Here is a 26,359-nt window from a genome sequence, read left to right as displayed (position 1 = left end):
TCAAAAGATCGCAGCCTTCGGCAGCTCCTACAGGGGGCATCGATAAGCCTGCCTTAACCCCATCGGGCCCGGCCCGAGATAGAGACGGATGCAGATTATGCACAGGCTAAAGCACGGCCTACTTCAGGCCGCCGGTTGGCTGTTTTACCTAAGTTTGTTGATGGGCCTGGCCTTGATGCTGCCCACATCCACATTCGACTCCGAGTCGAAGGACTTCATTTTCCTGATTGGCGCCGTGGGTATCTGGCGCTACTCGATGGGTGCAACGCACTTTGTGCGCGGCATGATTTTTCTCTACATCGTTTACCCGCACCTGCGCCGCAAAGTGCGCAAGCTGGGTAAGGCGGCAGACCCGTCGCATGTGTTCCTGATGGTCACCAGTTTCCGTATCGACGCGCTCACCACCGCGCAGGTCTACAGCTCAGTGATCCGCGAAGCCATCGACTGCGAACTGCCGACCACCGTGGTCTGCTCGATCGTCGAAATGTCCGATGAACTGCTGGTCAAGGCATTGTGGGCACGGATGAATCCGCCAGACCGTGTGAAGCTCGACTTCGTGCGCATTCCCGGCACCGGCAAACGTGATGGCCTGGCCTATGGTTTCCGCGCGATTTCCCGCCACCTGCCGGACGACCGCGCCGTGGTCGCCGTGATCGATGGCGACACCGTGCTCGGCGAAGGCACCGTGCGCAAGACCGTGCCGTGGTTCCAGCTGTTCGGCAACGTCGGCGGCCTGACCACCAACGAGTTCTGCGAAGTGCGCGGCGGCTACATCATGAGCGAATGGCACAAGCTGCGTTTCGCCCAGCGCCACATCAACATGTGCTCGATGGCCCTGTCCAAACGCGTGCTGACCATGACCGGTCGTATGTCGGTGTTTCGCGCCACCGTGGTGACCAACCCGGAATTCATCGCCGACGTGGAAAGCGACTCGCTACAACACTGGCGTCTAGGCCGCTTCAAGTTTTTGACCGGCGACGACAAGTCGAGCTGGTTCAGCTTGATGCGCCTCGGTTACGACACCTTCTACGTGCCTGACGCGGCGATCAACACCGTTGAACACCCACCGGAAAAAAGCTTCATAAAGGCCAGCCGCAAACTGATGTTCCGCTGGTACGGCAACAACCTGCGCCAGAACTCGCGAGCACTGGGCCTGGGTGTGAAACGCCTCGGCGCCTTCACCTCGGTGGTGCTGTTCGATCAGCGCGTATCGATGTGGACCTCCTTGCTTGGCCTGACCGTGGCGATGATCGCCAGCTTCAAGTACGGCACCGCGTTCATCCTGGTTTACCTGCTGTGGATCGGCATCACCCGCCTGATCCTGACGTTGCTGTTGTCGTGTTCCGGTCACCGGATCGGCCCGGCTTACCCAGCGATTCTGTATTACAACCAGATCGTCGGTGCGCTGGTGAAGATTTACGTGTTCTTCCGCCTCGACCAACAATCCTGGACTCGCCAACCCACATCCCTGACCCGTGATCTCGCCAGCTTTCAACGTTGGTTCAACACCTGGTCGTCTCGGACCATGACCTTCTCCGCCGGCAGCATTTTTGTCGCCGTGCTGCTGATGATGGTCTGACCCGCCCCTATTGAATTAACAAGGAAATCGCCCCTATGAATACCGCCGTCAACGCCAACGTAGTGCATGAATCCGAAGCCCAGCGCCAACACGCCCGCGTGAAAATCCCGGCCAAACTGCGCTTCTTCGGTCCTGACCGGACGCCGGTCGAAGCGCGGGTCATCGACCTGTCTGCCGGTGGTCTGGCGTTCAACGCCGGGCAACTGCCGCTGACCATTGGCCAGGTGTACAAGGCGCGTTTGCAATTCGTCATCGACAACCTCGGCATCGCCATGGACGTTGAATTGCAGGTGCGTTCCTTCGACCGCCAGACCGGCCGCGCCGGCTGCCAGTTCCAGAATCTGGAACCGCAGGATATTTCCACCCTGCGCCACTTGATCACCTCGCACCTGGCCGGCGACATCGTCAGCATCGGTGAAGTGCTGGCGACCCTGCAGCGCGACAACTTCACCAAAGCGCGCAAGGTCAAGGACGGCGGCTCCGGCATGACTCCGTTCGGGCGCCTGAAAGCGGTGACGTTCAGCGCCGGTATCTTCGCGGTCGGTCTGGTCGCGGCGGGTTTCATTTTCAAATCGGTGTACGGCATGTACTTCGTCAGCCACGCACAGGCCGGTCTGGTCAGTGTGCCGGGGATGAACATCACCATGCCGCGTGACGGCACCGTGCAGAGCCTGGTCAAGTCCGACGGCGTTGCAGCCAAAGGCGCGCCACTGGCGACCTTCAGCACCAGCATGCTCGACGTGCTCAAGGGTCATCTGGAAGAAGATCAACTGTCCCCGGCCAAGGTTGAAGAACTGTTCGGCAAGCAAATGACCGGCACCTTGACCTCGCCATGCGATTGCACCGTGGCCCAGCAACTGGTGGCTGACGGTCAGTACGCGAGCAAAGGCGACGTGATCTTCCAACTGGTGCCGCGCAACACCCAGGCCACCGTCGATGCGCGCTTCTCCTATCGCCAGTTCGGCGACGTGCGTCCGGGCACCCCGGTGAGCTTCCAGATCGCCGGCGAAGACAAGACCCGCACCGGCAAGATCGTCAGCAGCACCAGCCTGAAAAGCGCCGACCTGTCCTCCGACATCCGCGTACAGATCCAGCCTGACGAGCCGCTCGACAGCAGCTTGGCCGGCCGCCCGGTGGAAGTGAACAGCGACCGTGGCCCGAACCTGAACTGGCTGATCGACAAAGCCATGGCTGCCGGTCTTTAAGTCGAGGACATGCCTGTGACTACTCCACCCATCCTGAAAACACCGCGATCCCTGTGGGAGCTGGCTTGCCAGCGATTGGATCAGCGCGGTATGTCTGATGTACCGAGTCGCCTGAATCGCTGGCAAGCCAGCTCCCACAGAGTTCATGTGGTGTGCTCGCTGGCGCTGGCGGTGAGTCTGGCCGGTTGTGCCGGCCTGCCCGATCAGCGTCTGGCCAACGAAGCGCTCAAACGTGGCGACACCGCCACCGCTGCGCAGAATTATCAGCAACTGGCCGATCTCGGTTACAGCGAAGCGCAAGTCGGCCTCGCCGATATCCAGGTCGACAGCCGCGACCCTGTGCAAATGAAACAGGCCGAAGCGACTTACCGCGCCGCCGCCAGTGTTTCGCCGCGTGCTCAGGCGCGTCTCGGCCGCTTGCTGGTGGCCAAGCCGGGTTCCACCGAAGCGGAGCATCACGAAGCCGAAAGCCTGCTGAAAAAAGCCGCCGCCAATGGCGAAGGCAACACGTTGATCCCGCTGGCGATGCTGTACCTGCAATACCCGCACAGCTTCCCCAACATCAACGCCCAGCAGCAGATCGATCAGTGGCGCAAATCCGGTTACCCGGAAGCGGGTCTGGCGCAGGTGCTGCTGTATCGCACTCAGGGCACTTACGACCAGCACTTGGATGACGTGGAAAAGATCTGCAAAGCCGCGCTCAACACCACCGACATCTGCAACCTCGAACTGGCCACGGTCTATCAGAAACGTGCCCAGCCAGAGCAGCAGGCCGAGCTGATCAAGCAGATGCAGGCCGGTTACAGCCGTGGCACGGTCACCGCGCAGCGTGTCGATTCCGTGGCCCGTGTATTGGCCGATTCGACCCTCGGCAAGACTGACGAGAAAACCGCGCAGTCGTTGCTCGAGCCGATCGCTCCGGGTTACCCGGCGTCGTGGGTGACCCTCGCACAACTGCTCTACGACTACCCGGAACTGGGCGACGTCGACCAGATGATGAAGTACCTCGACAACGGCCGCGCCGCCGACCAGCCACGCGCCGAGCTGTTGCTGGGCAAGCTCTACTACGAAGGCAAACTGGTCCCGGCCGACGCGAAAGTCGCCGAAGAACACTTCCAGAAAGCCGTCGGCCGCGAAGTCGCCGCCGACTACTACCTCGGCCAGATCTATCGTCGTGGTTACCTCGGCAAGGTCTACCCGCAGAAGGCGCTCGATCACTTGCTGACCGCTGCGCGCAACGGCCAGAACAGCGCCGACTTCGCCATCGCCCAGCTGTTTTCCCAAGGTAAGGGCACCAAGCCCGACCCGCTCAACGCCTACGTGTTCAGCCAATTGGCCAAAGCACAAAACACCCCGCAAGCCGATGAGCTGGCGACCACCCTCGCCGCGCAACTGCCGCCCGAGCGTCTGGCCGAAGCCCAACGTCTGCTGCAACAAGAGCAAGCCAGCCGTGGCGCTCTGAACCCGAACACGCTGCAACTGCACGCCCTGCAAGAAGAAGACGGCGAGGAAAAATTATGAAGTTGAATCCATTCGTGAAGGCCGGCATTGGCCTTTCGTTCGCGCTGATCTGGTCTTGCCCGACACTGGCCGCGATGACTGAAACCAAGAACTTCGGCCTTGAAGTGAAAGTCACCGGCCAGTCCGAAGACGACCGTGACCTCGGCACCGCCAAGGGCGGCGACGTCAACGGCGTCGGCCTCGACCTGCGTCCGTGGATCTACGGCGAAAGCGGCGCGTGGAGCGCCTACGCCATGGGCCAGGCCGTGACCTCGACCGACATCATCGAAACCGACACCCTGCAACAATCCGACGGTGAACAAGCCACCGACAACAGTGATCGCAAAACCAAGAAAAACTACCTGGCGATGCGCGAGTTCTGGGTCGGCTACAGCGGCCTCACCCCGTACCCGGGCGAGATGCTCAAGTTCGGTCGCCAGCGTCTGCGCAATGACGACGGCCAATGGCGCGACACCAACATCGAAGCGCTGAACTGGACCTTCGACACCACCCTGTTGCGCGCCAACGCCGGTGTGGCCGAACGCTTCAGCGAATACCGCACCGACTTGAAAGAGCTGGCGCCGAAAGACAAGGATCGCCTGCACGCCTACGCCGATGCCGCCTATCAGTGGACGCCGGGCAACTGGGTCGGCATTCGCGGTCACCACACCCATGATGACGGCAAACTCGATTACGCCGAGCCGGGCGTAGCGCGCGATTCGTTGGATAAAACCGAGAACGGCGACGTCAGCTGGCTCGGCCTGACCGCTGACAGCGACGCCTACAACTGGCGCAACACCAACACCGTCAACTACTGGGGCAGCATCACCGGCATGAGCGGCGACCGCGATACGGTCAACGCCTTGAACGCCGATGGCTCGCGTCCGGCGCAAGCCAAGCGTAGTGATGACGTCAACGGTTGGGCCACCGACATCGGTGTGCGCCTGCGCCTCGATCCGCAATGGCAAGTCGGCGGTGCGTATGCCCGCGCCAGCGCCGATTACGAACAGAACGGTCTGGAGAGCAACCGCTCCAACTACACCGGTACGCGCTCGCGTGTGCACCGTTTCGGCGAAGCCTTCCGCGGCGAAATGAACAACATGCAGACCGCAACCCTGTTCGGTTCGTGGATGGTCAACGACGAGTACGACGCCAGCCTGATCTACCACAAGTTCTGGCGTGTCGACGGCAACAAGCCCGTGGGCAGCAACGGCATCAACGCCGTGGAAAACAACACCGACGACGCCACCGGCGCGATCCTCTCCAGCACCTCGCTGCCGCTTGAAGACGGCAACAAGGATCTGGGTCAGGAGATGGACCTGGTCGTCACCAAGTACTTCAAGCAAGGCCTGTTGCCGGCGGCGTTGAGCCAGTCGATCGACGAGCCATCGGCCCTGGTGCGTTTCCGTGGCGGTGTGTTCAAACCGGGCGATGCCTACGGCAAGCAGGTTGATTCGTACATGCACCGCGCGTTCATCGACGTGATCTGGCGCTTCTGATGCAAACCGCCAAGGGAGTGCCCGACATGATCAGCACCAGGACAGGCTCACTCAGCCTGCTGGCCGGCGCGATGCTGCTGGCCAGCGCCAGCACCTTCGCGACTGTGGAGCCGGTTAAACCGGTGACCACCGCGAAAGAGCTGCAACAAGCCAAGACCTACACGGTCAGCAGCGCGCCGACCGAAGCGCTGAACCTGGCCGCGCCGAAACTGCCGGACATTTCCGGCTACACCGCCGAAGCCGCTGCGGCGAAAATCGTCCGCAGCAAAGCAGGCAAAGTCAGCGTGCGCCGGATGATGCAGGAAGACGCGCTGAAGGACTTTATCGGCGGCGACAACAAGATGGCCGAATGGGTGGTGCGTCAGCACGGCATCCCCCAGGCGATCTTCGTCGATGACGGCTACATGAACCTCAAGGACCTGGCGCAGAAACTGCCCAAGCAGTACTTCAGCGAGACCTCGCCGGGCGTGTACCTGTCGAAGCTGCCGATCGTCGTCGGCCGTAAAGGCATCCTCGAAATCGACGGTCAGACCCAGGAACTGCGCCTGTCGCAAGAGGCCGGTGCATTCATGGTCAACGACGGCCAACTGTTTGTGCGTGACACCAAAGTCACAGGCTGGCGCGAACAGGACAACGGCCCGGCGACCTTCCGTTCGCCGAAGGAATTCCGTCCGTTCCTGCTCGCCTGGGGTGGCACCGAGACCTACATCGTCAACAGCAAGATGGCCAGTTTCGGTTACGCCAACAGTAAGTCGTACGGGGTGAGTATTTCCCAGTACACGCCGAACATGGCCAAGGTGCTCAAGCGTCCTGAACCGACCGGCTGGATCGTCGGCTCCGAGTTCTCCGACATGTGGTACGGCTTCTACTGCTACGAGACCCGCGACTTTGTGGTCAAGGGCAACACCTACAAAGACAACATCGTCTACGGCATCGATCCACACGACCGTTCCCACGGCCTGATCATTGCCGAGAACACCGTGTACGGTACGAAGAAGAAGCACGGGATCATTATTTCCCGTGAGGTCAACGACAGCTTCATCTTCAACAACAAAAGCTACGACAACAAACTCTCGGGCCTGGTGATCGACCGTAACAGCGTCAACAACATCATTGCCTACAACGAGATCTACAAGAACCACACCGACGGCATCACCCTCTACGAGTCTGCCGACAACCTGCTGTGGGGCAACAAGGTCATCAGCAACAAGCGTCACGGCATCCGTATTCGTAACAGCGTGAACATCCGCCTCTACGAAAACGTCGCCATGGCCAACGGTTTGACCGGTGTTTACGGCCACATCAAAGACCTCACCGACACCGACCGTGACATCAAGCTCGACCCGTTCGATGCGCAGGTGTCGCTGATCGTCGTTGGCGGTGAACTGGCGGCCAATGGCAGCGGCCCGCTGTCGATCGATTCGCCTTTGAGTGTCGAGCTGTATCGCGTGTCGATGCTGGCGCCGACCAAATCCAGCGGCATCAGCTTCAACGGCATCCTCGGCGAGCGCCAGGATGAAATTCTCGACCTGCTGGTGCGCCAGCAGAAAGCCGTGCTGATCGACCCTGTCGAACGCCAGACCGAAATGCAGGACTGAGGATAATTTTATGCACCCACACTTGATCAGATTACTCAGCCTGTCGGCCCTGACCGTGGGCATTCTCGCGGCCAGCAACGGTGCGCGCGCCGATGAAGGCGCCGCCGCCACGCCACCGAAGTTCAGCGCCGAACCGTGCTGCAACCTGTGCCCGGCCGCCCATGACGCGAAGAACTACACCACGCGTTATCAGCAGAACTTCACCACCCTGGTGCAGGCGCAAGGTGACTGGCTGTTCCGGACGCAGGAAGACCTGCGTACCGAGTTCAACACCACCCCGGCCGGCTACAAACGCCTGCAACAACTGCACGATGCGTTCAAAGCCAAAGGCGTCGAGCTGGTGATCGTTTACCAGCCGACCCGTGGCCTGGTGAACCGCAACAAGCTCAACCCGCAGGAAAAAGCCGCGTTCGATTACGAGAAAGCGCTGGGCAACTACAAGACCATGCTCGGCCGTTTCGCCAAGATGGGTTACGTGGTGCCAGACCTGTCGCCGCTGACCAACGAATCGCTGCCGGACACCCTGCCCGCCCACGATTTCTACTTCCGCGGCGACCAGCACTGGACCCCTTACGGCGCACAGCGCACGGCGAAAATCGTTGCCGAGAAGGTCAAGCAGATTCCGGCCTTCGCCGACATTCCCAAGCGTGAATTCGAAACCAAGCGCTCCGGGCGCATGGGCAAGACCGGTACCCTGCACAACATGGCCGGGCAACTGTGCGGCACCAGTTACGCGATCCAGTACATGGATCAATTCACCACCGAGCCTAAGGGCGAAGCAGGCGACGGCGATCTGTTCGGCGATTCCGGCAACCCGCAAATCACCCTCGTCGGTACTTCGCACAGCGGCAAGAACTACAACTTCGCCGGTTTCCTCGAACAAGCCATCGGCGCCGACATTCTCAACGTCGCCTTCCCCGGCGGTGGTCTGGAAGGTTCGATGTTGCAGTACCTGGGCAGCGACGAATTCCAGAAGACCCCGCCGAAAATTCTCATCTGGGAATTCTCGCCGCTGTACCGCCTCGACCAGGAAACCATCTATCGCCAGATGATGTCTCTTCTCGACAACGGCTGCGAAGGCAAAGACGCGCAAATGTCCGCGAGCACCACGCTCAAGCCGGGCAGCAAACAAGAACTGCTGGTCAACAGCAAGAACCTGAACCTGCAGAACAGCAGCCATCAGGTCGACATCCGCTTCGCCGACCCTTCGGTGAAAACCCTGCAAGCCACCCTCTGGTACATGAACGGTCGCCACGAGGACATCAAGATCGAGAAACCGGAAACCTCCGACACCGACGGTCGTTTCGCCTTTGAGCTGCGCACGGACGAAGACTGGGCCTCGCAAAACCTGCTGGCGGTCGAAGTCCAGGGCCCGGAAGCGGGCACCGCGCCACAGAAAGTCGAAGCGAAAATCTGCAAACGCAACGTATTCCCGGGCGCTGGGCAACAAACCGCTCAGGTCGGGCAATGAGGTCTGCTATGCGAAACTCGAAACTGAAAACTCTTTTAGCGCCGACGCTGCTCGGGCTGGCGATCTTCGCCGGCACCGCGCAGGCCGCCGCGCCACTGCGTCCACCCCAGGGCTATTTCGCGCCTGTGGATAAATTCAAGACCGGTGACAAAAGCGAAGGCTGCGATGCGATGCCGACGCCGTACACCGGGCCGCTGCAATTTCGCAGCAAATACGAAGGTTCGGACAAGGCCCGCGCGACGCTGAACGTGCAGTCGGAAAAAGCCTTTCGCGACACCACCAAAGACATCACCACGCTGGAACGCGGCACCGCCAAACGGGTGATGCAGTTCATGCGCGACGGTCGCCCGGAGCAGCTCGATTGCACGCTCAATTGGCTGACCGCGTGGGCCAAGGCCGATGCGTTGATGTCGAAGGACTTCAACCACACCGGCAAGTCGATGCGCAAATGGGCGCTGGGCAGCATGGCGTCTTCGTACATTCGCCTGAAGTTCTCCGACTCGCACCCACTGGCCCAGCATCAGCAGGAAGCGCAGTTGATCGAGGCGTGGTTCAGCAAAATGGCCGATCAGGTCGTCAGCGATTGGGACAACCTGCCGCTGGAAAAAACCAACAACCACTCGTACTGGGCCGCCTGGTCGGTGATGGCGACCTCGATCGCGACCAACCGCCGCGACCTGTTTGACTGGGCAGTGAAGGAATACAAGGTTGGCGTCAACCAAGTCGATGCAGACGGCTTCCTGCCGAACGAACTCAAGCGCCAGCAACGCGCCCTCGCCTATCACAACTACGCCCTGCCGCCGTTGGCGATGATCGCCAGTTTCGCCCAGGTCAACGGCGTTGATTTGCGTCAGGAGAACAACAGCGCGCTGAAACGTCTCGGTGATCGAGTGTTGTCGGGGGTGAAAGACCCGGACGAATTCGAGAAGAAGAACGGCAAAGAGCAGGACATGACCGATCTGAAAGAGGACATGAAATTCGCCTGGCTCGAACCGTTCTGCACGCTCTACACCTGTGCGCCTGATGTGATCGAGAAGAAGCACGGCATGCAGCCGTTCAAGACCTTCCGCCTCGGCGGCGACCTGACCAAGGTCTACGACCCATCGCATGAGAAGGGCAACAAAGGCTCATAAAGCAAAAGCCCCTCACCCTAACCCTCTCCCAAAGGGAGAGGGGACTGACCGAGGTGGTTGTACGAGTTACGCCGAAATGAAATACCGAGTTGATCTCAGGCGTTGAAAAACAACCGAGATCAGGCTGCACAGAAATACCGAGTCGATCTCCATTTTTGAAAACCATGGAGATCAGGCTCCCTCTCCCTCCGGGAGAGGGCGGGGGGTGAGGGCAAGTTTTCAAGGCCCGGCACAACCCTGACAGAAACACCGTTTTGCCCCTCCACTACCACGGGGGGTTTGGGGGGGCTTTGGCCCTTGACTGTTGGTTCAAACATGGAGAGATCGGGATGGTATTTTCATCCAACGTGTTCCTGTTTCTGTTCTTGCCGATCTTTCTCGGCTTGTACTACTTGAGCGGGCAACGCTATCGCAACCTGCTGCTGCTGATCGCCAGCTACGTGTTCTACGCCTGGTGGCGTGTGGACTTCCTCGCGCTGTTCGCGGCCGTCACGCTGTGGAACTACTGGATCGGCCTCAAAGTCGGTGCCGCCGGTGTGCGGACCAAACCGGCGCAGCGCTGGCTGTTGCTTGGCGTCGCGGTGGACCTGTGCATCCTCGGCTACTTCAAGTACGCCAACTTCGGCGTCGACAGCATCAACGCGATGATGACGTCGGTCGGTCTTGAGCCGTTCATCCTCACCCACGTGCTGTTGCCGATCGGTATCTCGTTCTACATCTTCGAGTCGATCAGCTACATCATCGACGTGTATCGCGGCGACACCCCGGCCACGCGCAACCTGATCGACTTCGCGGCCTTCGTGGCGATCTTCCCGCACCTGATTGCCGGCCCGGTGTTGCGTTTCCGCGACCTCGCCGACCAGTTCAACAACCGCACGCACACCCTCGACAAGTTCTCCGAGGGCTGCACGCGGTTCATGCAGGGTTTCATCAAAAAGGTCTTCATCGCTGACACCCTCGCGGTGGTCGCTGACCATTGCTTCGCCTTGCAAAACCCGACCACCGGCGATGCCTGGCTTGGCGCGCTGGCCTACACCGCGCAGCTGTATTTCGACTTCTCCGGCTACAGCGACATGGCGATTGGTCTGGGCCTGATGATGGGTTTCCGTTTCATGGAAAACTTCAAGCAGCCGTACATCAGCCAGTCGATCACCGAGTTCTGGCGTCGCTGGCACATCAGCCTGTCGACCTGGCTGCGTGACTATCTGTACATCACCCTCGGCGGTAACCGTAAAGGCACGCTGATGACGTATCGCAACCTGTTCCTGACCATGCTCCTCGGCGGTCTGTGGCACGGCGCGAACATCACCTACATCGTCTGGGGCGCCTGGCACGGCATGTGGCTGGCGATTGAAAAAGCGCTGGGCCTGAACACCTCTCCGCGCAGCCTCAACCCGATTCGCTGGGCGCTGACCTTCCTGCTCGTAGTCATGGGCTGGGTGATCTTCCGTGCCGAAAACCTGCACGTTGCCGGGCGCATGTACGGCGCGATGTTCAGCTTCGGCGACTGGTCGCTGTCGGAACTCAATCAGGCCAGCCTTACCGGTCTGCAAGTGGCGACTCTGGTTGTTGCGTACGTGACGCTGGCGTTCTTCGGTCTGCGCGATCTGTACACCAATCAGCCGCCAGCCAAGAGCAAACCTGAAGTCAACGTCGAGGCCAACGGCCCTGCCACCGCGACCCCGGGAATGATCAAAGCCGCTCCTGGCGAAAACCCGGCAAGCATCCACGAGCCTGGCTACACCGTCGGCGTCGAAGCCCAGGTGCAACCGGCTTACTGGACGGCGGACTGGTCGCGCTACGTGATGCGCGGCCTGATCCTGCTGCTGTTCATCGCCTCGATTCTCAAACTCTCGGCGCAAAGCTTCTCGCCGTTCCTTTACTTCCAGTTCTGAGGGATCTGACATGACCCGCTCATTACGCATCTTCTACATCGCCCTGTTCCTGGTGACCCTGTTGGTCCTCGGTCTGTGGTCGGTTCGCAGCTTCTTCGGCTTCAGCACCAACGCCGATGCGACGGTGCTCAACGGCCGCTGGACCAAAGCCGTGGAAACCCACTATGACGAAGAGTTTCCGATCAAGCGTCTGGGCACCAATCTCTGGGCCGCGCTGGATTTCAAACTGTTCAACGAAGGTCGTCCGGGCGTGGTGCTCGGTCGCGACCAGTGGTTGTACAGCGATGAGGAATTCAACCCGATCGTCAACGAAGAGCTGAACCTGCAAGGCAACTACGCGCTGGTTGAAGGCGTGCGCCAGACCCTGAAAGCGAAAGGCGTGAAACTGGTGATGGCGATCGTGCCGGCCAAGGTTCGTCTGTACCCGGAGCATCTGGGTGAAGTGAAACCGGCGAGCATCCACGAAAACCTCTATCAGGATTTCCACCAACGTGTGGCGGCCGACAAGATCCTCGCCCCGGACCTGCTCAAGCCATTGCAACAGGCCAAGCAGAATGGTCAGCAAGTGTTCCTGCGTACCGATACGCACTGGACGCCGGAAGGCGCCGAGATTGCCGCGAACACCCTGGCGAAAACCATCGCCGACAAGTTCCCGCTGAGCGGCGAGCCGCAACGCTTCGTTACCACGCCAGCGGAGAAGGTCACGCACAAGGGCGATCTGCGTCTGTTCCTGCCGCTCGATCCGCTGTTCGAAAACCTGATGCCGGCGCAAGAGCCACTGCAAAAGCGCAACACCGTCGCGGCTGGCGATCAGCCTGCCGGTGACGACGCGCTGTTCGCCAGCAATGAAGTGCCGGTGGCACTGGTCGGCACCAGCTACAGCGCCAACCCCAACTGGAACTTCGTCGGTGCGCTGAAACAAGCGCTGCACAGCGACGTGGTGAGCTACGCCGAAGACGGCCACGGCCCGATCCTGCCGATGCTCAGCTACCTGAAAAGCGATGACTTCAAGAACAGCCCGCCACAGGTGCTGATCTGGGAGTTTCCTGAACGTTATCTGCCTGTGAACAACGAAATCGGCGACGCCGACCCGCAGTGGGTCGCAGAGCTTAAACAAGCCGGCGCACGCCAACAAAACGTAGCAATCAACACTAACTCCGAGACGCCCGATCGGGCGCAAAACTGAAAGAGAGGTACACCATGACTTTCACTACTACTCCTCGTCGTCTCGCTAAAAGCTTCGCACTGGTTGCTGGCCTCAGCGTGCTTTCCGTCCCTGCCTTCGCCGGTGGCGACGCCGCGCTGTACGGCCCGACCGCGCCGAAAGGCTCGACCTTTGTGCGTGTCTATAACGCCAGCAATGCTGAAGTCAGCGCGACTGTCGGCAGCACCAACCTGAGCGACGTTGCGCCACTGGCCAGCAGTGACTTCAGCTTCATGCCGGGCGGTGATTACAGCGCCAAAGTTGGCAGCCAGACCCTGCCGGTGAAACTGGCTGGTGACCACTACTACACCCTGGTCAACAACGCTTCCGGCGCGCCGCAATTGATCGAAGAACCACCGTTCAAGAACAAGCAGAAATCCCTGGTGCGTGTGCAGAACCTCAGCGACAAACCGCTGACCCTGAAGACCGCCGACGGTAAGACCGACGTGGTGCCGAACGTGGCCGCCAAGGGCCGTGGCGAACGTGAAATCAACCCGGTGAAAGTCAGCCTGGCGCTGTACGAAGGTGACAAGAAAGTCGGCGACGTAAAACCGGTCGCCTTGGAGCGCGGTGAAGCCGCAGTGCTGTACGTCACCGGCAGCGGCAGCAGCCTGTCGCCAGTCTGGGTGAAACGCCCGGTATCGACTCGCTAATTATTTTTCCGATGAGACGCTGACCCCTGTAGGAGCTGCGGCACGCTGCGATCTTTTGACTTTGTTTTTGAAGATCAAGATCACCAGATCGCAGCTTTCGGCAGCTCCTACAGGGGAATGCGGCGGCCTCTCGGTACGAGACAAAAACAAGAGTGAAACGACACAGCGTTCGTGCCTCTAACCAATCGATTTTATGGAGTAAACAATATGATTCCGGTGATCTTGTCAGGTGGTAGCGGTTCGCGTCTCTGGCCGCTTTCGCGTAAGCAGTTCCCTAAGCAATTCCTCGCCCTGACCGGCGAACACACCCTGTTCCAGCAGACCCTCGAGCGCCTGGTGTTCGAAGGCATGGACACCCCGATCGTGGTCTGCAACAAGGATCACCGCTTCATCGTCAACGAGCAGTTGGCCAATCGCAAACTGGAATGCCAGCGCATCCTGATGGAACCGTTCGGCCGCAACACCTCGCCGGCCGTGGCGCTGACCGCGATGATGCTGGTCAATGAAGGCCGTGACGAACTGATGCTGGTACTGCCGGCCGACCACGTACTGGAAGACCAGAAAGCCCTGCAACGTGCTCTGGCCCTGGCTACCGTTGCCGCCGAAAACGGCGAAATGGTGCTGTTCGGCGTGCCGGCGACCAAACCGGAAACCGGTTACGGCTACATCAAATCCACCGGCGATTCGCTGCTGCCCGAAGGCGTCAGCCGCGTTTCGCACTTCGTCGAAAAACCTGACGTCAAACGTGCCACTGAGTACGTCGAGTCCGGCGGTTACTACTGGAACAGCGGCATGTTCCTGTTCCGCGCCAGCCGCTTCCTTGAAGAGCTGAAAAAGCACGATCCGGACATCTACGACACCTGTCTGCTGACCCTTGAGCGCAGCCATCAGGACGCCGACACCATCACCTTCGACGAAGCCACCTTCGCCTGCTGCCCGGACAATTCCATCGACTACTCCGTCATGGAAAAAACCCAGCGCGCCTGCGTCGTGCCACTGACCGCTGGCTGGAGCGATGTCGGTTGCTGGTCGTCGCTGTGGGAAGTCAACGAGAAGGACGCCAACGGCAACGTCACCAAAGGCGATGTAGTGATTCAGGACAGCAAGAACTGCATGATCCACGGCAACGGCAAACTGGTGTCGGTGATCGGTCTGGAAAACATCGTCGTGGTCGAAACCAAAGACGCCATGATGATCGCCCACAAAGACAAGGTTCAGGGCGTCAAGCAGATGGTCAACACGCTCAACGAGCAAGGCCGCAGCGAAACCCAGAACCACTGCGAGGTTTACCGTCCGTGGGGCTCGTACGACTCGGTGGACATGGGCGGGCGCTTCCAGGTCAAGCACATCTCGGTGAAACCGGGCGCGTGCCTGTCGCTGCAGATGCACCACCACCGCGCCGAACACTGGATCGTGGTCAGCGGCACCGCCGAAGTGACCTGCGATGAAAACGTGTTCCTGCTCTGCGAAAACCAGTCGACCTACATCCCGATCGCCTCGGTGCACCGCCTGCGCAACCCGGGCAAGATCCCGCTGGAAATCATCGAAGTGCAATCGGGCAGCTACCTGGGTGAAGACGATATCGAACGCTTCGAAGATATCTACGGCCGCTCCACCCCGATCGAACGCGGCGTGTCGGTGAAAACCATCGCGCAATAACTGATCGATAAAACAAGAAGCCCCCGTCCAGCCCGCTGCGTCCCCTATCCGCAGCGGGTTGGGCGGGGGCTTTTTTTAAAACGCTACCGAGCTGAACAGTGTTGCCCTTTTTTCGACAGCGTCCCGATTGATCAATACGAAGTATCGCTGACTGACAGTTTTTTCCTCCGTGTTGAGTCATGAGGACAGGAGCGCGAAATCTCTTTCCCCGATTCAACATTTTTACGCGGCGCTGATGTTTATGCTTTGCGACTCTCGCCACATCGATTCAGGCAGTTGTTTTACCCGTGTGGGCGTGCGCGGACGGTAACCGCTTGCTTGCTCATCGTCCTTCGCACCTTCGGTTTCTCCATCACACTGGCAAAGGACTTCGATCCTCCGAACAGTTTTCGTTCTCTGGAATAAACCCCGATCGTTGCCGCCCCCTGACTGCTCTGATAGTGGATATCCCAAGACTTGGTTTTGGGTTCGTACTTCATGAAAGCGAAAGCAGTTAGTTGGGTTACGACCTTGCCACCTTCATTATCGAAGCCATAGTCCATGTATTCCATGGCCACACTCATGCCCATTCCATGATCGGCTGATGACAAGCGATTGTATTGGTCTGCCTCTTTATTACCCTCAACATGCCGTACCCTCAAAGTGTTGTCATTCAGCTGATCGACGGTCAGCGAGCAACCACTGAACCCGGGCGTAAAAACGTATTCGGGTTCGGTCCCCTTTGGATGCATCGGTATGTCGATATAACCACCCTGAGCCACCCAATAACCTGACACGGCGCTGGATTGGTCAGGTATTTCCCCGCCAGGAATATCGACAACCTTGATCGCATTGAACTCTCCGCGTACAGGGCCGCTGTAACTTATTCGCTGCATGGAAAATATCAAGCTGGCGCCACCCTGCTTCTTCGCAAGTTGCGAAGCGATGTCCTTGGAATACCCAGCCTTTTGGGGCATGAACAAGTCGGTATTGACGGTCTGTTGACTGAATTGCGGAACCGTTAACGCCTCGCGAATATTGGTCGCTTTGGCGGTGAACGACACCGAGTTGTGCGCTTTACCTGCATCAACAGGAACCGCCCCTGGAATGTCACGATCCGCGCCGACCGCGAGCACTGGCGTCCATAAACCGTTGGCCTGTTTTTTTCGGGTTTCGGCTCCATCCGCATCCTTGTAAGTCAGCGGATTGTTGCGCACCATCCGGTACAGATTAAGACCGTCGATAGCACCCGCCGGATCCGGGTTAAGCCACCGCTGCAAGCCAGGCATGTAATAGCGATAACCGTAGCAGTACAGCCCCGTCGCATCCCGTTCCTTGCCCGAATAACGAATGGTTTTGTAACTGACTTCGGTGTCCTTGCTCCACGCCGTCTCACCGAAGGGATCAAAGGTTTCCTGACTGATAATCCGGGCATCCTTGCCCAGTTCCAGACTGGTCGATCCCAAATGATCAGTAAGGCTGTAGCGATAATGGTCATTGGCACTACCGGGCAGTGCACTTTCCCAATGCAGCACGCGCACACTGTTGAGTACACCCTCGGCGATGATCACTTGCAGCTGTTCTGCAGTACCGGTGTTGCTGCGCAGTTCCAGTCCTGGCAAATAGCGCACGTCGTAAACCAGGCCACGGATGTTTGTCTGCAACGAGCGAGTTTTGCGCACCCTCAAGCCTCCACCGTCGTAGACATATTGTTCAACATCATTGCGCTCATCGCCCCGCTCCACAGGAGTCACCGACTGCAGTTGATTACGCAGACTCCACATCAGTGGCCGCCCAGGCTCCAGTGCCCGCAGGTTGCCTCGGGGATCGAATGCCGCCGTGATTTCATCTTCCGTGGGCGGAACATCATCTCTGTAAGGTAGACAGCGATTGCTGAAAAGAGAGGCTTTCATCTTGCGACCGTTACGCACGCCGACATGAGTCAACTCCAGCAGGTTGCCGGACTCGTCGTAGCGGTAGGTCTGGCGGTAGTTACTCAGCGCCGCCGGATCGAAACGTTGAATGGAGGCTGGGCCTTGGCTCGCAGAGCCCGCCTCCCAGCCGGTTGCATCCCTCAGCTGATAAAGGCTGTCGTAGTTGAAACGACTGATCGGATCGATGCGTTGATTGGCGAAATAGCGGATCGGCAGGGCCTTGTCCTCAATGCTCAGTACGTTGCCCATCGCATCATAGTCATAGAGCAAATGTTGCAATGCTTCACCAGCGCTGTTGGCGGCGTAGCGCTTCAGCAAGCGACCGTCTTCGGGTCGATAAGTCAATGTCGTCACGACGCCATTAATCGCCCGTTCGTACTCGACTTGCCCCTGCGCGTTATAGCGGATATCGCTCACCAGCGTTCGCGGTTCAGATTGGTGCTTCAATTGCAGGTGACTGGCCCGCAAGCGCCCATCGAGTGACAATTCACTGCCTTGGCGATTGCCCCGTGCATCGAGCTGGTCGATCACTTGGCCCAGCGGCCCGAAACGCCATAGGGTTGTTGCCCCCTCGCCGGGTTCCAGTAACCGGCTCCGTTCAGCCACCGATTCGGGCCAGTCAGGAGTCACCGGATCCTGCGTGAATTGCCGGATGTTTTCAGTGCATTGACCGCTGATGGCAAAGGCTTCCAACAACACGCTGCCCGCCGGGTCGTCATGGCGAAGTAGTTGCCCGAGCTGGTTGCGGACCGGGTCAGCGACGCCGGGCTGGCCGTACAGGAAACGTTCGACGCAGCGTCGCGGTTGGGTCTGTCCTTCTTCGAATACCACCATCGGACGCAACAACTGATCGTATTGCACTTCGCGAGAGGTACCGCGGCTGTCCCACTCGAACAGCACTTGCTGAGCGAGCCCGGGCAAGGCGATTTGCCTTCCGGCATCAACGCTGTCCGAGCGCAGTACTTGTCGGCTCAACGCAAACACCGTGGTCAGGTTGGCGCGGACCAGCGAATCGTCTGCGTGCAGGGTCCATAACCGCGGATCCCACTGAGCGACCGGCCGCCCCGCCGGATCATGAAAGGTGCGGTGCACCAGAGCCTGAGCCGGGCCAATCTCTTCGCTGCACCAATAATCGACCGTACGTATCGACAGTCCACGCGGGTCGCGCACCAGCAGTGACGGTGTTTTGCTATGCACGCCCACGATATCCCTCCGCAACCATAGCGTCCTTTTGTCTGCCAGTAGCAAAGCAACTCGAGGCGCACATGCCAACTGTCAGAAATTACAGTCCCGACCAACGGTGCAGTGGTTTGACAGCCGAATGTCCATTCCGACAGCCCTTCGGTAGGATGGTGTGCACGAACTCAAGGAGCGTTCCAACATGTTCATCGGCATTCTGCTGGTCATCACCTGGTTGATCCTGCTGTTGCGCTACCCGGCCAAAGCTTTGCCGGTTTCGGTGGCGGCGGCGATTGGCCTGGGTTTTGTGGCCATGTGGGTGGTGTGGCTGGACAACCGCGAGGTCAAGCAACTGGCGCGTCTTGAGATGCGTATCGCTTACGCCCCGGAACAATGCCCGGCCGATCGTCCGCTGCAACTGAAAATGAAAAACGGCAACGACGTGCCCCTGACCGAACTGCGCTGGCGCATCGCTGCCTACGCGCCGGGCGACACGGTCAATCTGGCCGACAACCAATACACCGCCCCGCGCTATCGTGGCCCCGGCGAATTGCAGGCCGGCGGCGACTGGGAAGACTGCCTGCCGATGCCGCCGCTACGCTCCGGTTATCGCCCGCAAACCCTGGAGTTTCGCGCCGAGCGATTGCAAGGTAGTTTCTCCGACTGATCCCCTCCCACGATTTTTTGCACAAGGAAAGCGCCATGCCCGTTGCGTTGATTACCGGTTGTTCCAGCGGCATCGGCCGCGCCCTCGCCGATGCGTTCAAAGCTGCTGGCTACGAGGTCTGGGCCAGTGCGCGCAAGGCTGAAGACGTGGCGTTGCTGGCGGCAGCCGGGTTCACAGCCGTGCAACTCGACGTCAATGACAATGCGGCGTTGGAGCAGCTTGGCGAGCGGATCAACCAGCAACACGGCGGCCTCGATGTGCTGATCAACAATGCAGGGTATGGCGCCATGGGGCCTCTGCTCGACGGCGGCGTGCCGACGATGCAACGCCAGTTCGAGACCAACGTGTTTTCGATTGTCGGGGTCACGCGCGCGCTGTTCCCGGTGCTGCGCCGGGCCAAGGGTCTGGTGGTGAATATCGGCAGTGTTTCAGGGGTTCTGGTCACGCCGTTCGCCGGTGCCTATTGCGCATCGAAAGCGGCGGTGCATGCGTTGAGCGATGCACTGCGCATGGAGCTCGCACCGTTCGGCATTCGCGTTATGGAAGTTCAACCGGGGGCGATCCAGTCGAGTTTTGCCAAGAACGCCGGGCATGAAGCTGAGCAGTTGATCAATGAACAATCGCCGTGGTTTCCACTGCGTGAAGGCATTCGCGCGCGGGCCAAGGCGTCGCAGGACAAGCCGACCCCGGCCAGTGAGTTTGCCGCTGAACTGTTGAAGGCTGTGCAGCAGAGCAAACCGCCACGGCGGGTTCGTATTGGTAATGGCAGCCGGGCGTTGCCGTTGTTGGCGGCGTTGCTGCCTAAAGGGTTGCTGGAGTGGACATTGATGAAGCGGTTCGGGTTGCGCGCAAAGCTCTGAGACCGGGTTGACGCTTTCGCGAGCAGGCTCGCACACATTGGATATCTGTCATGCCGAAGGTCCCCTGTGGGAGCGAGCCTGCTCGCGAAGAGGCCAGATCAGCCAACACTCATCCCCAGCCCTTCATGAAATCAATGAACGCCCGCACTTTCAGCGGCAAATGCCGGGTGTCAGGGTACAGCGCATACACCCCCTGCTGCGCAAACCGGTAATCCACCAGCAAACGCTGCAACCGCCCGGCATCGAGATCGTCCTGAATCAACCATTGCGGCAGTATCGCCACACCTTGCCCGGTCAATGCAAAGGCCCGCAGCGTTGCCGAGTTATCCGCAACAATCGCGGTGTTCCCCGGTTTAGGCTGATAGAAATGCTCCACACCGGCCGGATCGCTCACGGTCATTTCCGGCACCCGCCCATGCCCTAACGTCGGCATCGACTCCAGCGTTGCCAGCGTGGCCACCGGCGCAAAGCGTTCGACCAACCCCGGCGCCGCCACTGCAAACACTTCGAACGTCGATAACTGCACTGCACGCAGATTGGAGTCGTGCATGCGCCCCAGACGAATCGCCAGGTCAAACCGCTCGGAAATCAAATCGGCATGGGTCGATGATGTGGACAAATGAATATTCAGTTGCGGTTGCTGCTGGCGAAACACTTCCAGCGCCGGCACCACCTGGGCCAGAGCAAATTCGACAGTCGTGGTGATGCGCAAGGTGCCCTTAAGCTGAGCGTGCTCCGAACGCGCCTCTTCGATCGCCAGCCGCGCCTCATCCAGCGTGCGCAAACAGCGTCGATAAAAGCGCTCACCGGCATCGGTCAGCGCCAGTTGCCGCGTATTGCGGGTGAGCAAGGTCACGCCCAGCTCCTCCTCCAGGCGCTTGAGGTTGAAACTGACCACGGCTCGCGTTTGCCCCAATGTGTCAGCAGCAGCCGTGAGTGATCCCGCCTCGACCACCGCTTTGAAGGTGTCAAACCGATCCAGACTGACCATATCCAAGGCACCCATTGTCAAAATAATTTTGACAAACTAGCAGCCAAACCAGCGTTTTCCTATGACCAGAAGCGCCCTACCCTGCACGTCTCATCACAGGGAAGCTGCCATGGCTTATCGTTCGAAAGTCGCGCTGGTGTATTTGTTGGGCTTCGCGCTCGACCTGCTGAACATGTTCGTCGCCAGCATCGCCTACCCCGACATCGCGCAACAATTGCACGCCTCGGTCACGCAACTGGCGTGGATCAGCAACGCCTACATGCTTGGCCTCACGCTGATCATTCCGCTGAGCGTGTGGCTGGCGACCCGGATCGGCGAGCGGCGCTTGATCCTCGCCTCGCTGCTGCTGTTCGGTGTGGGCTCGGCACTGGTGGCGCAGGCGGGATCGATTGAAAGCCTGATTGCCTGGCGACTGCTGCAAGGCCTCGGTGGCGGACTGCTGCTGCCGGTGGGCCAGGCCTTGGCGTATCGACAGTTCCCGGCGACGCAACGCGCGCACTTCACCGGAGTGGTGTTGCTGGTGGCGCTGCTGGTGCCGGCACTGTCGCCGGCGGCCGGTGGACTGATCGTTCAAGCGCTGTCGTGGCGCTGGATTTTTTACCTGAATCTGCCGGTGACACTGCTCGCACTTGGGCTTGGCCTGCTCTGGTTGAAAGCCGATCAACCGTTGACTGAACGCCCGACGCTGGACGCGCGCGGCCTGCTGCTGGCAGCCTCGGCGCTAAGTTTACTGTTGATCGCCATCAGTCTGTTGAGCGACGCCGACACCCGTAACCTCGGCATCATTGCCCTGCTGCTGAGCCTTCTGACCCTGTGCATTTACCTGCGCGATGGCTGGCGCAAACCCGGCGCGATCCTCGACCTGCAACTGATCAAGAACCCGTCGCTGCGTGTGGCAATGCTGATCTACCTGTGCGTGCCGGGAGTGTTCACCGGCACCCACATGATTGCAGTGTTGTACCTGCACAACCTCGGTGTCGGCGCGGCACAAACCGGCGCGCTGATGCTGCCGTGGGCAGTCGGTTCGGGCGTGGCGATCATGCTTGGCAAGCGCAGCTTCAACCGCCTTGGCCCCAAGCCATTGCTCAGCGCCGGCATGCTCCTACAATGCCTGGGCATCGTTTTGCTGATGCGCAGCGAACAACCCGCCAGCACGCCGCTGATCATCGCCTATGCCCTGATGGGGCTGGGCGGTAGCCTGTGCAGCGTCACCGCGCAGACCTTGGCCTTTGTTGGCATCGCGCCAGAAAAAATGGGCCACTCCAGTGCCCTGTGGAACATCAATCGTCAACTCGGTTTCTGCCTCGCGGCGGCACTGCTCGGTTCACTGCTGGGCGCCTTGGGCGGTGTTGGTTTCCAAGCCTGTTTTATCGCTGCCGCCCTGCTCACGCTGTTGCCGATGGTCGCCGTCCTGCGTTTCGACTCGACCCACGTGCTCGCGCTATTGAACCCGACTGCCCTTGAGGAAAAACTGCATGAACGACGCCACACCCTACCTGGACGAAGTGATCCAGGCGCACGAAGCCATCGAACGATGGTTTGCCGTAGAAGAAGATGACGCCGCGCTGCAGCGCTTGCTGGCGCGTTTTTCGCCACGCTTTTCCATGGTGACGCCGTTGGGCAGAGCGCTGGATATCGATGCCTTGCGCCTGCTGTTCCGAGCCGCAGGCGGACAGAAGAAAGGTTTCAGAATCCAGCTCAGTGAGTTACGTGTGATTGCCCTGCATCAGCGCGGCGCGACCGTGAGTTACCGCGAACAGCAAAGCGATGCGAGCGGTGTGCACACGGATCGGCGTTCGACCGTGGTGTTTGAAAAACTCGAAACCGGGCGGGTGTTGTGGCTGCATTTGCAGGAGACGTTTTGCGCTGAGTGATTGCTCGGTGTTGGTCTGAAATACCGAGTCGCCCCCATTCGCGAGCAGGCTCGCTCCCACATTTGAAATGCATGACCTCTGTGGGAGCGAGCCTGCTCGCGAAAGGAGCCACACGGTCTGTCAGTTAACCACCGTGCTCTGATTCACCACCACCGTGCAGGTAATCCCCGCCGCCAGCAGCACACCTTCCGGCACTTCATCAATATGAATCCGCACCGGCACCCGCTGCGCCAGTCGTACCCAGTTGAACGTCGGGTTCACATCGGCGATCAGCTCGCGGCTTTCCGGGTTGTCGCGGTCATAAATGCCGCGCGAGATGCTCTCCACGTGGCCCTTGAGCACTTCGCCGCTCATTAACTGCATGTCGGCCTCGTCACCGACTTTGACGTGGGGCAGTTTGGTTTCTTCGAAGAAGCCGTAAACCCAGAACGAGTTCATGTCGACCACGGCCATTTTCGCCTCGCCGATGCGCGCGTAGTCGCCGCGATGCACATTGAGGTTAGTCACATAACCGTCGACCGCCGCGCGTACTTCGGTGCGTTTGAGGTTGAGTTCGGCGGCTTCCAGTTGTGCTTGGGCGTGTTGGTAATCGGCCAGCGCGGCGTCGGCGATGTTGCTGGCGTCATCGCGGTTTTCCTTGGAGATCACCAGGTTGTCCAGATCGGCGCGGCGATGGGCGTTGACCTTGCGCATCTCCCACGTCGACTTGCGCGAGGCGACCAGCGACTGCGCCTGTTTGACCGCGATGCGGTAGTGCTCGGGGTCGATCTGCATGAGCAAATCACCCTTCTTCACTAACTGGTTGTCGCGCACCGGCACATCGATCACTTCACCGGTGACGTCGGCGGCGACGTTGATGATGTCGGCGCGGACTCGGCCATCTCGAGTCCACGGCGTGTTCATGTAATGCTCCCACAGCGTGCGGCCGATCCACAGTGCCAGGGCCAGCACCAACAGGGTTGCGAGCAGGCTGAAAAACTTTTTCATCACGATGTTCTCAACGGTAGACAGTCAGCGCCATGGCGCCGAACAGACAGGTAAACAGACTCAGGCGCAACAGCGCCGGGTGCCAGAAGAAGCGGTACAGATCGAACCCGGACAAGAAGCGGTCCACCGCCCAGGCCAGTGCCGCAGCGATGAAAAACATCAAGGTCATGGTCGGCATGTACACGCCGTGGAAGGCGATTTCACGAGGCATGGGCAAGTCCTTCGGGCTTGGCGACGGCGTAGGCAGCGAGTGGAGATTGCGGGTCGAGCAGCGAAGTGCGGATGAAGTGCAGATAGCTTTTCACCCGACGCAGCGCCGAGGTATCGAAGTGCGGCGCGAACGGTTCGTCAGTGGCCGCTACGCGACTGATCGCATGGTCGACCGCGACCAGTGCGCGTTCGAGATTGCTGGCGTTCGGTTGCAGGAACAGTCGCACCAGCGCGCGGCCCATCACGCGGATTGCCTGCCGCCACGGTTGCGATTCGGCATAGGCCGGGTGCACCGGCAAAATCGCCTGTTCCTTGCGCAACTCGATGATTGCGTGGCCGACTTCCAGGACCACGAACATCCAGCGCAGCAGGTTCTTCTGCACCTTCGGTTGACCGGCCGCGAGACCGTAGGCCTGGTGCAGCAAATCGCGGGTACGGCTCTCGAAACTCGAGGCCAGACCTTTGAGTTTGCCGCTGATCGCATAGACCACTTGACCACGCAGATCCTGCTCCAGGCGCTTCCACAACCAGCGACTGTTCGGCGGCAGAATAATCGCCCCGGCAGCGGCACAGACCAGCATGCCCATGACCATGGCGATGTAGTCGTTGATGAAGGTGTAAGGGTTGTAAATGGTCAGGTTGTCCGGCACAGAACCGGTGCTGAAGAAGATCAGCAGACCGAGGCCGACACCGGCGTATTGCGGGCGCGAGGTGAGGAACGAGCCGAGCACGATCACCGGCGCGAGCATCACGCACAGCAGCGGGAAACCATCGATCCACGGGAAGATGAAAAACATCTCGACAAAGCCGATCAGCGCACCGAGAAACGTGCCGCACGCCATCTGGAAAGCCATGCGTTTCGGGTTCGGTGTAGCGGCGGACAGGCCCACGGTGGCGGCGGCGATCAGGGTCATCGTCGCACCGCTTGGCCACGCAGTGGCAACCCAATAACTGCCGAGCACCACCAGAATGAACGAGGCGCGAATGCCCGACGCGGCGGCGGCCCACCAGTTGGTTTGCGGGGTGAATGGCTCGTCCCAGCGCTCACGTTCGTGGCGGTGATCGGCCAATGACGCGTGGGTCTGTGCATAACTGTGCAGGTCGTCGACGAAGCGATAAAGCAGTTCGTAGGCGGTGTGGAAATCCAGTTGCTCGGCTTCGCTTGGATCGGTTTCCTGGAAGATTGCTCGCAAGCTTCGAACCCGTGCCGGCAGCCCCTCCTTGTAGGTCGCCAGCGCTGTCGCCAAACGGGCGGCGTCGGGGCTGGTCAGAGCACGACCGCTGAAGCCGTCGAGCACTTCGGCGAGATCCTGCAGACCCGGTCTGATCGCGGCAACCACATGTTCTTCGCCGTTGCCGCGCAAGCGTTCAAGCAACTGATGCAGCGCGTTGAAGCGCGTGGTGATGCCCATGAACTCGCTGTTCAAACGACTCAATCGGCCGTTGCGCCGACGCATGTGCGGGTCTTCGAACACGGTCACGCTGCGCAAGCCTTCAAGGCCCACGGCTTCAGCGATGAAGCGTACGTTACTGGCCTCGAAAGACTCGGCTTTGCTGCGCCCGCGCAGGCCATCGGTGACGAACAGCGCGAACACGCCGAAGCGCTGATACAAGGCGTTGCGCATGGCGGCGCTGGCGGTTTGCGGCAGGATCGCGGCGCTGATCAGGGTCGAGCAAAGAATCCCCAGCGAGATCTCCAGCACCCGCCACACCGCCGCCATAAATGCGCCGTCCGGGTGCGCCAGCGCCGGCAGCCCGACCATCGCCGCGGTATAGCCGGCGAGGACAAAACCGTAAGCGCGAAAGTTACGGCAACGCGCGGCACCGGCCGAGCAGATGCCGACCCAGATCGCCAGCGAGCCGAGGAACAGCTCAGTGTTCTGCGCAAATAACGCAATCAGCGTGACCATCATCGCCGACCCGGCCAACGTGCCGAGGAAGCGATAGAAACTCTTGGCAAACACCTGGCCGCTCTGCGGCTGCATGACGATGAACACGGTGATCATCGCCGTGCGCGGTTGCGGCAATTCCAGGCGCATGGCCAGCCACAGGGTGAGGAATGCGGCGATCAACACCTTGAAGATGTAGACCCAGGTCACGCCATCGCTGCGCGCCCAGTCGAAGAAACCACGGCGCCATTCCAGGGAGTAGAGCCAGCGCAGAGGTGCGGGCAAGGGAGTCATTTAATTGTGCTCAAGAATTCAGGCAAGACGCGATACCTGTAGGAGTGAGCCTGTTCGCGATGGCGATTTTACATCCAACATTTCTGTTGACTGATACAC

At 59.9% G+C, this 26,359-nt stretch carries 20 protein-coding genes; 15 read left to right on the top strand and 5 right to left on the bottom strand.

Features of this window, described 5'->3' with window-relative positions:
- Positions 1 to 97: 97 nt before the first annotated feature.
- The 11 genes from alg8 to J0G10_RS06015 all read left to right on the top strand — a co-directional run bounded on the left by alg8 (position 98) and on the right by J0G10_RS06015 (position 15,396).
- Positions 98 to 1,579: a mannuronan synthase gene (gene alg8, locus J0G10_RS06065; protein WP_371857746.1), complete on the top strand. Its 1,482-nt coding sequence runs from the start codon at positions 98 to 100 to the stop codon at positions 1,577 to 1,579.
- Positions 1,580 to 1,614: 35 nt separating this feature from the next.
- Positions 1,615 to 2,784 carry an alginate biosynthesis protein Alg44 gene (locus J0G10_RS06060; protein ID WP_007914303.1) on the top strand — a complete coding sequence of 390 codons (1,170 nt, stop codon included), beginning with the start codon at positions 1,615 to 1,617 and terminating at the stop codon, positions 2,782 to 2,784.
- A gap of 9 nt (positions 2,785 to 2,793) precedes the next feature.
- Positions 2,794 to 4,305, top strand: coding sequence for an alginate biosynthesis TPR repeat lipoprotein AlgK (algK, locus tag J0G10_RS06055; protein WP_245398024.1), 1,512 nt, complete (start codon positions 2,794 to 2,796; stop codon positions 4,303 to 4,305).
- A complete protein-coding gene (locus J0G10_RS06050; protein ID WP_095050981.1) occupies positions 4,302 to 5,783 on the top strand; it encodes an alginate export family protein in 1,482 nt (493 codons plus the stop codon). Before algK ends, J0G10_RS06050 begins: the two co-directional genes overlap by 4 nt.
- Before the next feature lie 26 nt (positions 5,784 to 5,809).
- Entirely contained in the window at positions 5,810 to 7,381 is a 1,572-nt protein-coding gene (gene algG, locus J0G10_RS06045) for a mannuronan 5-epimerase AlgG (RefSeq protein WP_095050990.1), read from the top strand.
- Positions 7,382 to 7,391: 10 nt separating this feature from the next.
- On the top strand, positions 7,392 to 8,852 hold the full coding sequence (locus J0G10_RS06040) for an alginate O-acetyltransferase (RefSeq protein WP_220557956.1): 1,461 nt from the start codon (positions 7,392 to 7,394) through the stop codon (positions 8,850 to 8,852).
- 8 nt (positions 8,853 to 8,860) lie between these two features.
- Positions 8,861 to 9,985: a mannuronate-specific alginate lyase gene (locus J0G10_RS06035; protein WP_095125434.1), complete on the top strand. Its 1,125-nt coding sequence runs from the start codon at positions 8,861 to 8,863 to the stop codon at positions 9,983 to 9,985.
- A 329-nt stretch (positions 9,986 to 10,314) separates the two neighbouring features.
- Entirely contained in the window at positions 10,315 to 11,880 is a 1,566-nt protein-coding gene (locus tag J0G10_RS06030) for an MBOAT family O-acyltransferase (RefSeq protein WP_095050984.1), read from the top strand.
- A gap of 10 nt (positions 11,881 to 11,890) precedes the next feature.
- Positions 11,891 to 13,066, top strand: coding sequence for an alginate O-acetyltransferase (locus J0G10_RS06025; protein WP_095125432.1), 1,176 nt, complete (start codon positions 11,891 to 11,893; stop codon positions 13,064 to 13,066).
- Positions 13,067 to 13,080: 14 nt separating this feature from the next.
- Positions 13,081 to 13,737 carry an alginate O-acetyltransferase AlgF gene (locus tag J0G10_RS06020; protein WP_007914291.1) on the top strand — a complete coding sequence of 219 codons (657 nt, stop codon included), beginning with the start codon at positions 13,081 to 13,083 and terminating at the stop codon, positions 13,735 to 13,737.
- Between the two features lie 207 nt (positions 13,738 to 13,944).
- Positions 13,945 to 15,396, top strand: coding sequence for a mannose-1-phosphate guanylyltransferase/mannose-6-phosphate isomerase (locus J0G10_RS06015; RefSeq protein WP_095050986.1), 1,452 nt, complete (start codon positions 13,945 to 13,947; stop codon positions 15,394 to 15,396).
- Between the two features lie 281 nt (positions 15,397 to 15,677).
- Here J0G10_RS06015 and J0G10_RS06010 read toward each other — a convergent pair whose 3' ends face one another.
- The gene (locus J0G10_RS06010) at positions 15,678 to 18,512 is read right to left on the bottom strand and encodes an RHS repeat domain-containing protein (protein WP_095125431.1); all 2,835 of its coding nucleotides are present in this window, start codon (positions 18,510 to 18,512) and stop codon (positions 15,678 to 15,680) included.
- 178 nt (positions 18,513 to 18,690) lie between these two features.
- Between J0G10_RS06010 and J0G10_RS06005 the strand changes: the two genes are divergently transcribed.
- Together J0G10_RS06005 and J0G10_RS06000 are read left to right on the top strand one after the other, a co-directional pair.
- Positions 18,691 to 19,155, top strand: a complete 465-nt coding sequence (locus J0G10_RS06005; protein WP_095050988.1) for a multidrug transporter — start codon at positions 18,691 to 18,693, stop codon at positions 19,153 to 19,155.
- A 35-nt stretch (positions 19,156 to 19,190) separates the two neighbouring features.
- Positions 19,191 to 20,015 carry an SDR family oxidoreductase gene (locus tag J0G10_RS06000; RefSeq protein WP_220557954.1) on the top strand — a complete coding sequence of 275 codons (825 nt, stop codon included), beginning with the start codon at positions 19,191 to 19,193 and terminating at the stop codon, positions 20,013 to 20,015.
- A 109-nt stretch (positions 20,016 to 20,124) separates the two neighbouring features.
- On the opposite strand, the gene J0G10_RS05995 is transcribed toward J0G10_RS06000, so the two are convergent.
- On the bottom strand, positions 20,125 to 21,006 hold the full coding sequence (locus J0G10_RS05995; RefSeq protein ID WP_095049817.1) for a LysR family transcriptional regulator: 882 nt from the start codon (positions 21,004 to 21,006) through the stop codon (positions 20,125 to 20,127).
- Positions 21,007 to 21,115: 109 nt separating this feature from the next.
- Between J0G10_RS05995 and J0G10_RS05990 the strand changes: the two genes are divergently transcribed.
- Positions 21,116 to 22,564, top strand: a complete 1,449-nt coding sequence (locus J0G10_RS05990) for an MFS transporter (protein ID WP_245398023.1) — start codon at positions 21,116 to 21,118, stop codon at positions 22,562 to 22,564.
- A complete protein-coding gene (locus J0G10_RS05985; protein WP_220557952.1) occupies positions 22,482 to 22,880 on the top strand; it encodes a DUF4440 domain-containing protein in 399 nt (132 codons plus the stop codon). The genes J0G10_RS05990 and J0G10_RS05985 overlap by 83 nt, the downstream gene beginning before the upstream one ends.
- 120 nt (positions 22,881 to 23,000) lie before the next feature.
- On the opposite strand, the gene J0G10_RS05980 is transcribed toward J0G10_RS05985, so the two are convergent.
- The 3 genes from J0G10_RS05980 to J0G10_RS05970 are packed head-to-tail and all read right to left on the bottom strand — an operon-like array spanning position 23,001 to position 26,260.
- Positions 23,001 to 23,867 (bottom strand): efflux RND transporter periplasmic adaptor subunit, encoded by an 867-nt coding sequence (locus J0G10_RS05980; protein ID WP_095049814.1) that lies wholly within the window; start codon positions 23,865 to 23,867, stop codon positions 23,001 to 23,003.
- Between the two features lie 10 nt (positions 23,868 to 23,877).
- The gene (locus J0G10_RS05975; RefSeq protein WP_007914106.1) at positions 23,878 to 24,078 is read right to left on the bottom strand and encodes a DUF1656 domain-containing protein; all 201 of its coding nucleotides are present in this window, start codon (positions 24,076 to 24,078) and stop codon (positions 23,878 to 23,880) included.
- On the bottom strand, positions 24,068 to 26,260 hold the full coding sequence (locus J0G10_RS05970) for an FUSC family protein (RefSeq protein WP_095125429.1): 2,193 nt from the start codon (positions 26,258 to 26,260) through the stop codon (positions 24,068 to 24,070). Before J0G10_RS05970 ends, J0G10_RS05975 begins: the two co-directional genes overlap by 11 nt.
- Between the last annotated feature and the right edge of the window lie 99 nt (positions 26,261 to 26,359).

This window comes from Pseudomonas germanica (assembly GCF_019614655.1).
In the GTDB taxonomy this organism is placed as follows: domain Bacteria; phylum Pseudomonadota; class Gammaproteobacteria; order Pseudomonadales; family Pseudomonadaceae; genus Aquipseudomonas; species Aquipseudomonas neuropathica.
This window is presented reverse-complemented; position numbering and strand designations above follow the sequence as displayed.

Coding starts and splice junctions, on each gene's coding strand:
- J0G10_RS05970 (WP_095125429.1), bottom strand. CDS start 26,260: ATGACTCCCTTGCCCGCACCTCTGCGCTGGCTCTACTCCCTGGAATGG.
- J0G10_RS06020 (WP_007914291.1), top strand. CDS start 13,081: ATGACTTTCACTACTACTCCTCGTCGTCTCGCTAAAAGCTTCGCACTG.
- J0G10_RS05985 (WP_220557952.1), top strand. CDS start 22,482: ATGAACGACGCCACACCCTACCTGGACGAAGTGATCCAGGCGCACGAA.
- J0G10_RS06040 (WP_220557956.1), top strand. CDS start 7,392: ATGCACCCACACTTGATCAGATTACTCAGCCTGTCGGCCCTGACCGTG.
- J0G10_RS06050 (WP_095050981.1), top strand. CDS start 4,302: ATGAAGTTGAATCCATTCGTGAAGGCCGGCATTGGCCTTTCGTTCGCG.
- J0G10_RS06025 (WP_095125432.1), top strand. CDS start 11,891: ATGACCCGCTCATTACGCATCTTCTACATCGCCCTGTTCCTGGTGACC.
- alg8 (WP_371857746.1), top strand. CDS start 98: ATGCACAGGCTAAAGCACGGCCTACTTCAGGCCGCCGGTTGGCTGTTT.
- J0G10_RS06035 (WP_095125434.1), top strand. CDS start 8,861: ATGCGAAACTCGAAACTGAAAACTCTTTTAGCGCCGACGCTGCTCGGG.
- J0G10_RS05980 (WP_095049814.1), bottom strand. CDS start 23,867: ATGAAAAAGTTTTTCAGCCTGCTCGCAACCCTGTTGGTGCTGGCCCTG.
- J0G10_RS06060 (WP_007914303.1), top strand. CDS start 1,615: ATGAATACCGCCGTCAACGCCAACGTAGTGCATGAATCCGAAGCCCAG.
- J0G10_RS05995 (WP_095049817.1), bottom strand. CDS start 21,006: ATGGTCAGTCTGGATCGGTTTGACACCTTCAAAGCGGTGGTCGAGGCG.
- J0G10_RS05990 (WP_245398023.1), top strand. CDS start 21,116: ATGGCTTATCGTTCGAAAGTCGCGCTGGTGTATTTGTTGGGCTTCGCG.
- J0G10_RS06000 (WP_220557954.1), top strand. CDS start 19,191: ATGCCCGTTGCGTTGATTACCGGTTGTTCCAGCGGCATCGGCCGCGCC.
- J0G10_RS06005 (WP_095050988.1), top strand. CDS start 18,691: ATGTTCATCGGCATTCTGCTGGTCATCACCTGGTTGATCCTGCTGTTG.
- J0G10_RS06015 (WP_095050986.1), top strand. CDS start 13,945: ATGATTCCGGTGATCTTGTCAGGTGGTAGCGGTTCGCGTCTCTGGCCG.
- J0G10_RS06030 (WP_095050984.1), top strand. CDS start 10,315: ATGGTATTTTCATCCAACGTGTTCCTGTTTCTGTTCTTGCCGATCTTT.
- algK (WP_245398024.1), top strand. CDS start 2,794: ATGCCTGTGACTACTCCACCCATCCTGAAAACACCGCGATCCCTGTGG.
- algG (WP_095050990.1), top strand. CDS start 5,810: ATGATCAGCACCAGGACAGGCTCACTCAGCCTGCTGGCCGGCGCGATG.
- J0G10_RS05975 (WP_007914106.1), bottom strand. CDS start 24,078: ATGCCTCGTGAAATCGCCTTCCACGGCGTGTACATGCCGACCATGACC.